General features: G+C 64.7%; 7 protein-coding genes and 1 rRNA gene. 4 read left to right on the forward strand and 4 right to left on the reverse strand.

Annotation, left to right across the window (positions count from 1 at the left end):
- Positions 1 to 8: 8 nt before the first annotated feature.
- Both ACJRPG_RS23135 and ACJRPG_RS23140 read left to right on the forward strand, forming a co-directional pair.
- Positions 9 to 1,526, forward strand: a complete 1,518-nt coding sequence (locus ACJRPG_RS23135; RefSeq protein WP_408002463.1) for a YifB family Mg chelatase-like AAA ATPase — start codon at positions 9 to 11, stop codon at positions 1,524 to 1,526.
- 99 nt (positions 1,527 to 1,625) lie between these two features.
- Positions 1,626 to 1,841, forward strand: coding sequence for a hypothetical protein (locus ACJRPG_RS23140; RefSeq protein WP_408002464.1), 216 nt, complete (start codon positions 1,626 to 1,628; stop codon positions 1,839 to 1,841).
- Here the strand turns inward: ACJRPG_RS23140 and ACJRPG_RS23145 are convergent, their stop codons facing one another.
- The 3 genes from ACJRPG_RS23145 to ACJRPG_RS23155 are packed head-to-tail and all read right to left on the reverse strand — an operon-like array spanning position 1,842 to position 6,249.
- On the reverse strand, positions 1,842 to 2,762 hold the full coding sequence (locus tag ACJRPG_RS23145) for a hypothetical protein (RefSeq protein WP_408002465.1): 921 nt from the start codon (positions 2,760 to 2,762) through the stop codon (positions 1,842 to 1,844).
- On the reverse strand, positions 2,762 to 5,128 hold the full coding sequence (locus ACJRPG_RS23150) for an LTA synthase family protein (RefSeq protein WP_408002466.1): 2,367 nt from the start codon (positions 5,126 to 5,128) through the stop codon (positions 2,762 to 2,764). The genes ACJRPG_RS23145 and ACJRPG_RS23150 overlap by 1 nt, the downstream gene beginning before the upstream one ends.
- Positions 5,122 to 6,249 (reverse strand): YaiO family outer membrane beta-barrel protein, encoded by a 1,128-nt coding sequence (locus tag ACJRPG_RS23155; protein WP_408002467.1) that lies wholly within the window; start codon positions 6,247 to 6,249, stop codon positions 5,122 to 5,124. The genes ACJRPG_RS23150 and ACJRPG_RS23155 overlap by 7 nt, the downstream gene beginning before the upstream one ends.
- 81 nt (positions 6,250 to 6,330) lie before the next feature.
- Between ACJRPG_RS23155 and ACJRPG_RS23160 the strand changes: the two genes are divergently transcribed.
- Together ACJRPG_RS23160 and ACJRPG_RS23165 are read left to right on the forward strand one after the other, a co-directional pair.
- A complete protein-coding gene (locus tag ACJRPG_RS23160; RefSeq protein WP_408002468.1) occupies positions 6,331 to 6,828 on the forward strand; it encodes a hypothetical protein in 498 nt (165 codons plus the stop codon).
- Positions 6,829 to 6,905: 77 nt separating this feature from the next.
- Positions 6,906 to 7,256, forward strand: coding sequence for a DUF1840 domain-containing protein (locus tag ACJRPG_RS23165; RefSeq protein WP_408002469.1), 351 nt, complete (start codon positions 6,906 to 6,908; stop codon positions 7,254 to 7,256).
- A 47-nt stretch (positions 7,257 to 7,303) separates the two neighbouring features.
- Here the strand turns inward: ACJRPG_RS23165 and rrf are convergent.
- Positions 7,304 to 7,393, reverse strand: a 5S ribosomal RNA gene (rrf, locus tag ACJRPG_RS23170); the annotation flags it as partial.

Below are 7,393 nucleotides of genomic sequence, written 5' to 3' on the forward strand. Positions count from 1 at the left end.
GGACCGAGATGAGCCTTGCCGTCGTGAGAAGCCGCGCCCTGGCGGGGATGGAAGCGCCAGAAGTGAATGTCGAGGTGCACCTGGCGAACGGCCTGCCTGCATTCCACATCGTCGGCCTCGCCGATACCGAGGTCAAGGAAGCGCGCGACCGCGTGAGGGCCGCGATCCACAATGCGGGCTATGAGATGCCGGCGCACCGCATCACCGTCAGCCTGGCGCCGGCCGACCTGCCCAAGGAATCCGGCCGCTTCGACCTGCCGATTGCGCTCGGCATCCTGGCCGCCTCGCAGCAGATACCGGCCGGCACGCTGGACCGGTACGAGTTTGCAGGAGAGCTGTCGCTGACCGGCGAACTGCGCCCGATTCGCGGCGCGCTGGCCATGACCTTCGCCATGCGCCGCGCCAGTGGTCCCGGCGGCCGTGCCTTCATCCTGCCTGCCGGGAATGCCGACGAAGCAGCGCTGGTCAGCGACGCCTGCATCTATCCCGCCGCGACGCTGCTCGACGTCTGCCGCCATCTGTGCGCACGGGATGGCGAGGCGCGCCTGCCGCGCCATTTGCCCCAGCCCATGCCCGGCCCGGCGGGCAGCGCCGACTTTGCCGATGTGAAGGGCCAGCAGACCGTCAAGCGTGCGCTGGAAGTCGCGGCCGCCGGCCTGCACTCGGTACTGCTGGTCGGTCCGCCGGGTGCGGGCAAGACCATGCTGGCGTCGCGTTTTGGAGGACTGCTGCCAGCAATGTCCGATGACGAAGCACTGGAAGCGGCTGCCGTGCAGTCGCTGACGGGCGGCTTCGACATCGGCGACTGGAAGATGCGCCCTTTCCGCGCGCCCCACCACACCTCGTCCGGCGCCGCACTGGTGGGCGGCGGCAGCGTGCCGCGGCCCGGCGAGATCTCGCTGGCCCATCACGGCGTGCTGTTCCTCGATGAGCTGCCGGAGTTCGACCGCCGCGTGCTGGAAGTGCTGCGTGAGCCGCTGGAATCGGGCCGCGTGACGATTTCACGCGCCGCGCGCCAGGCCGAGTTCCCGGCCCGCTTCCAGCTGATCGCCGCGATGAATCCCTGTCCCTGCGGGTACCATGGCCACCCTTCCGGCCAGTGCCGCTGCCCGCCCGACATGATCGACCGCTATCAGGGCCGCATCTCCGGCCCGCTGCTGGACCGTATCGATATCCAGATCGAAGTCGGCCCGATTCCACCGGATACGCTGCAGGCCGATGCCGACGGCGAATCATCGGCGGTGATTGCCGCGCGCGTGCAGGCAGCTTTCGCTCGCCAACTCGCACGCCAGCGCAAGAGCAACCGCGACCTGAGTACACGCGAGATCGACCGCTACTGCAAGCCTGACCGCCATGGCCTCTCGACCTTGCGCGGGGCTATGCTGAAGTTTCACTGGTCGGCGCGCGCCTATCACCGGATCCTGCGCGTCGCCCGCACCATCGCCGACCTGCAAGGCGCCGCAACGATAGGCGAAGCGCATATTTCCGAAGCAATCCAGCTGCGCCGCGCCCTGCGCGCGCCCTAGCGCCGTAGTCCTACAAGCGCACGCTGCCTGAACCTATTGAGTATCCGGCGCATCTTGTTCAGGATGGAGCTTACCTTTTCATCGCACAAGGAGGCCATGATGGCTGAGCAGAAAACGCCGGATAAAGAAGACACCGACAAGGGCTACGACGAAGCGGCCCATACGCCGTGGGTAAGCGGAGCGGATACGCCGCGCCCCGCGGAGCAGGGCCAGGATGAAGATGAAGCCGCGCAAAGCGGTCTGGGTAACGCACCGCGCAGCAACGATCCCACCGGGCTGCAGGGTCCAGCCGACAATGAAACCGGCGCCGGCTGATCAGCGCCCCTGCCGCGACAGCCACTTGCGGTAGCTGCCGTAGTGGTGCACGGCGAAACCGAGGAAGGCGGGCGATGGCGCAAAGTCCTGCTGGGCCGCCGCCAGCTCCCGCTCCATATCGGCTTCCCTGAGATGCTCGAAGGAGACCTTTTTGATCGAATTCGGCATGGTCTCAACGCCCACCCACACCTTGCGGCCGATGGACTGCGCATAGTGCATCTCGTCCATCGCATGGCTGATGATGCCGTCCCCGCCGGCGGCACGGTCGCGGTAATCCATCAGGGCCACGTAGTCGTACTGGTCCTGCAGGAACTCGCTGACCGGCCTGCGCTCGCCGCGCCATGCGAGCTGGATACCATCCAGCCAGAAGGGAATGGCGGGACCGATCAGCAAGGCCTGGCCCGAGCGCCGCTTGGCGGCCATCACCGCTTCGCTCATCTCGATGAAATCCTTGAGCAGCTGCTCCTTGCGCGTGCCCCACTCTGGCATGATGTGCGGTTCGATATCGAGGTTGGCGCCATCGAAGCGTTCCTCCGGCGCGGACGCGGCATTGTAGTCGAGCACCCGCTGCACCATGGCCAGTGCGTCGGCGCGGCGTTCCGGCAGCACATAGCGTTCAGTGTTCAGGTAGGCCGATCCCAGCAGCGCATACACCTTGATGCCCTCGCCGTGCAGGCGGCGGACCAGTGTGCGGTAGAGCTGCGGCTGCGTGACGATCAGGTTGCGGCCATCGAAGGCATCGGCATACAGGAACAGCGTGGTGATCGATTTCGACCTGAGAAAAGCGATCGGCCCGGCGGCATCTGCTGGCCGCTCCAGCAGCGCATAGGAATCTTCTTCCCACATCCAGATTGCGCGCGGCGCCGGCGCCGCTGCCGCGGCAGTGCAGAACAGCAGCAGCGAAAGCAGCAGCGCGCGCATCAGCGCTGCACCGGCATGTGATACTGCCCTATGCCGGCAGGCTTGCCGGTATCAGGATTCGATGGCAGCAAGGACACGAAATAGCCCCCTTTCGGCAGTTTGCGCGCGTCGATGCGCAGGCTGATAACGCGCTTCGCATTGGCTTGCATGGCATGCGCCGCGCCGGTGGCTTCCGCCAGCTCGTTGCCTGCGGCATCGGTCAGAACCAGCAGCGGCGAGACTGGCGGCGACAGGAAGTCGCCGTGATTGACCAACTGCGCTTTCACCTCGATCATCCCGTCCGTAACCGTTGCACGGCTGTCCTGCACGGCCACCGCGCCCGGCTCCGCTGCCAGGCGCACGCTGCGCAGCGTCGCTTCCGCGCCGTGATAAGCCACAAGCTGTTCCAGGGTTTCGGCAGGAGCCAGCCGTCCGCTGCGCCCGAATGCACTGTTCGCGGACTGGAAGGCCGCAAACTGGCTGCGGATTTCGCTGAGGGCGGTATCGCTGTCCGCACGTTCGGCCTGCATGCCGTCCGTAATGGTGTACAGCTGGCCCTGCGCCAGGTAGGCAATGCCGGAGATGAAGTCGCTCATCTCGGTCTTGGTCTGCTTCATTGGAATCGCGTGCAGGTTACGGAATTCAGGCTCGGTATCGAGCCCGGTTCCGAGCCACGGCACTTGCGCTGGCGTCTTCAGGCCATACTGGTTCGCCATCATCGCCAGCAGCGATGGCGTGATATCGAACTGTGACGATATCGACTTGATGGCGCGCGGCGCCTTCAGCATCGGCGAGAACACGATGAGGGGCACGTGGTAGCGCTCTATGCGCGTGTCCATCGGCAGCTCCGGCAGGCGGTGGTCGCCGGTGATGATGAAGATGGTATTGGCGTAGCCGGGCAGCGTCGCTGCCTGCTCGAAGAAGTGGCGCAGCGCATCGTCCGCATACAGTATGCTGGCAAAGATTTCCTGCTGCGCCGTGTACGGCGCTCGCCGTTCGGCGGCAATACCCAGCTGGTCCAGCCGTTGCGGCACCTTGTCCATATAGGCTGCTTTGCCCTGGAAGGTGAAGGGCGTATGCATGCTGGTGGTCTGGATGATGCTGACCGAGGGTTTGCCCTGCTGCTGCCGCTCATGCTGCAGCGCCACTTCCATCAGCTCGCGGTCGCCATAGCCCCACTCATTGCTGCGCTGGTAGGCCGCGCCGAAATCCTTCTCGCTCACCAGGGTTTCCACGCCCGCCTTGCGCAGGTAGGCGCCTTCGTTATCGAATTCCAGGTTGGAGCCGGTATAGAAACGCGTTGCATACCCCTGCCGCTTCAGCACCTGCATCAGCGAGGCATGCGCTTCCATCCCGTCCGCCAACGCGGTGTAGCCGTTGGGGCCAAACGGCAGCGAAGCGAAGACGGTAGGCAGCACGGCAAAGGTACGGCCCTGGCCTGCGATGAAGTTCTCCCAGTACAGGCTGCGCTGCGCGAGGCTGTCGAGGAAGGGCGTAAAGGAACCGTAGCGCGCGCCCGGTCCCGAGAACGACCGCCCCAATCCTTCGACAATGATGAAGACCAGGTGCGGCGGCTTTTGCTGCTGCACGTTCAGCAGCGGGCCAAGCGTATCCGGCGTCCGGTTTGCATGCAGGAAGGGGTAGCGCTCATCGCCGCCGCTCCATGTCGCCCAGTACGTCCCTTCCTTGGCCGCAGCCTTGGGCGCTGCCCTGCTCACATTGCGCAAGTGCGCCCAGTTATTGTCGAGGAAGTAGGCTGCCTTGTTCAGGCTTGATGCCAGGGCCTCGTCGCTCTTGACCGCATCGGGCCGCACATGGTCTGGTGCAAAGATGAAGGCAAGCACGCTGGCCAGCAGCACGATGAGCGCCAGGCCGGGTGTGGCGCGCGGCCACCACTCGCGCCCCATTCGGGCCAGCAGCAGCCATACGGCTGCGATGGAAACGAGCAGTGCAAGGGCAAGCGCCGTGCTGACGGAGAAGCCGCCGCCCACCGTCGTCATCACCTCCTGCCAGCTGTACGCAAACAGGTCGGCGCCCAGCATCACGCCTGATACCCACTGGTACTGGATCAGCGCGGCCGACAGGCAGATTACGCAAGTCCACGCCAGCCCAAGGAGAACCGTACGCGCCCGTTCCCGGCTCACCAGCGTCAGGGGAAGGACTGCGAGGAAAAGTAGCCAGCCGTAGCGCAGTACCGACAGCGCATCGTTGAAGATCGCCGCGCCGGCGAAGGTGTTCCAGACCGGCATGCGCGTGCTGGCATGCGCCAGTTCGAAAAGGCGCAGGCAAAGCAGGCCGCCCAGCAGTGCGGGAAGATGATCGAGGAAAGCCGCCAGCCCGAGACCGAGCCGCTGTTGAAGGCGCTGCAGCGGGCCGCTCGCTACCATCGCCGGTAGAGCGACACGGAAACGCCGCGCTCGCTGCCCTGTCCCGTCTGGCGCGACCTGTTCGCGCCCAGCTTCAGGCCCCATTGCGGCGTGAAATAGTGGACCACGGTGATGCTGCCGCCACCGGAGCGGGTCTGCCCGCCGATCAGCGACAGCGGATCATCGCTGCGGCCGCGGCTGCCCGCCACTTCCACATAGCTGTCCGCATCGCCGCGGTAGTAATAGCGCACCAGTGCGCGCTGGCCATTGCTGTGCGAATCGTCGCTGATGATGGCCTGGTGCCGCAGCAGCACGTAGAAATTGCCGATGTACTTCGCGATGCTGGCGCCGTAAATATTCACGCGCCCCGCAAAGTTCAGCACATCATCGCTCAGCGAAGCTTCCCAGCCGCCGCCGAGGCTCTGGAACACCTCCACCCGGCCTGAATTCCCCGGGAACAGGCGTGCGGTGGAGGAGTGCTGGTAACGCACATTGGCATACGCGCCCTTCCACAGGTCCACATAGCCGTCCAGCGCCCAGGCATAGTCGTGGCGGTCGAAGCGGTGCGCGCGCAGCGTTTCGAAGGCGAGCGAGCCGTACTCGCCGTAGCGGCGCACGGCGAAGGTCTGGTCGTGCCAGCGCTCATCGAAGCGCGCCGGATCGGTCCAGCTGCCCGACAGGCTGGCAGCCCAGCGGTAGCCGGCCGGCGCCGCCGCTTCGGGATTCGCAATCCTTGGCTGCACGGCCAGCACCACCGGCTCGATTGCCTGCCGCTCTTCCGGCCGCAGCGCAACGAGGCGCTCATAGGCTTCGCTGGCCTTTGCCGGCTGGTCGCTCCAGCGGTACATATTCGACAGGGCGGACCACACGTCCGCATAGTTCGGCGCCGCAGTGGCGGCGGCGCGCAGGTCGCTCTCCGCTTCCTGCCAGCGCTGCATGCGCGTGTACACAATGCCGCGTCCCAGCAGCACGTCAACATTGCCGGGCGAGCGCGCGAGCAGGTCGGAATACAGCTTGAGCGCCAGCTCATGCTGTCCCGCATTCGCGAAGCCGCGCGCCTGTTCATATTGCTGGTCGAAGCTCGGCGCATTCTCTTGCACCGCGGCTACCTGGGCTGGTGGGGTCTGGAGGTCGGCTGGCATGCGCTCAAGATAGCCCAGTCAATCACGGCGAGTCAAGACGAGCCCGCTTCAGGCGGCTTGCGAACTGATACCATGCGGAACATGAAAACACATATCGCACTTCCCCTCCTCGCAGCACTCGTGCTGAGCGCCTGCAGCCCCAAATTCGACTGGCGCGACTATCGCAGCGCGGACGCTCCGTATGCCGTGCTGTTCCCGGCGAAGCCGGCAAGCTATACCCGCGATGTGGACCTCAACGGCCTCACGGCCAAAATGACGATGACGGCCACTGACATCGACGGGACCATGTTCGCAGTAGGCACAGCCGAACTGCCGGACGCCGACAAGGCGCCGCTCGCCGTGCAGGCCATGAAGACTGCCATGCTGCGTAATATTGGCGCAGCAGAAGCGCCTGGGCGCACCAGGAACGGGGCTTTCGAGATCGAAGCACGCGGCATGAGCCGTGGCGTGCCCCTGCTGATGCACGGGCGCTTCCTGTCGCAGGGTAAGCGCGTCTATCAGGTGATCGTGGTCGGGCCGGAGAAGGATTTCCGCAAAGAAAATGTTGAAACCTTCATGAGTTCGTTTAAGTTGAACTGAACGGTAACGCGCGCACAAACGGCTTTTTGCAGACGTGATATCGTTAGGACACTAATAACAAAGTCTCAGGAAGCGCCATGTTAATCACCTTCAAATCCAAATCGTCCCCCGCCGTCATGATGTACCAGGAACATGCGCAGCGCATCCTGGACCTGCTCAACAAGAGCCCGACGCGCGGCGTCATCACGGCGGAAGAAGCCGGCAATGCCTTGACAGTGCTGGAGCAGGAAGTGGCGCTGAGCAAGCTGCATCCGGAAGTCGATGCCGACCATGCGCAGCAGGGGCACAGTCACCAGCTGCCGGACGATCCGGAGGTGGCCGAACTGGCGGAGAAGCTGCACGTGGGCTTCGCCCAGCGCGCGTTTCCGCTGCTGGAAATGCTGCGCGCCGCGCGCGATGGCGGCGAAAACATCATGTGGGGCGTCTAAAAGAAAAAAGCCCGTGAGCGTCAGCTCACGGGCTTTTTGGTATAACAGCCTGACGATAACCTACTTTCACACTGGTTGCAGCACTATCATCGGCGCAAAGTCGTTTCACGGTCCTGTTCGGGATGGGAAGGGGTGGG

The organism is Pseudoduganella rhizocola (assembly GCF_045984285.3).
GTDB lineage: Bacteria > Pseudomonadota > Gammaproteobacteria > Burkholderiales > Burkholderiaceae_D > Rugamonas.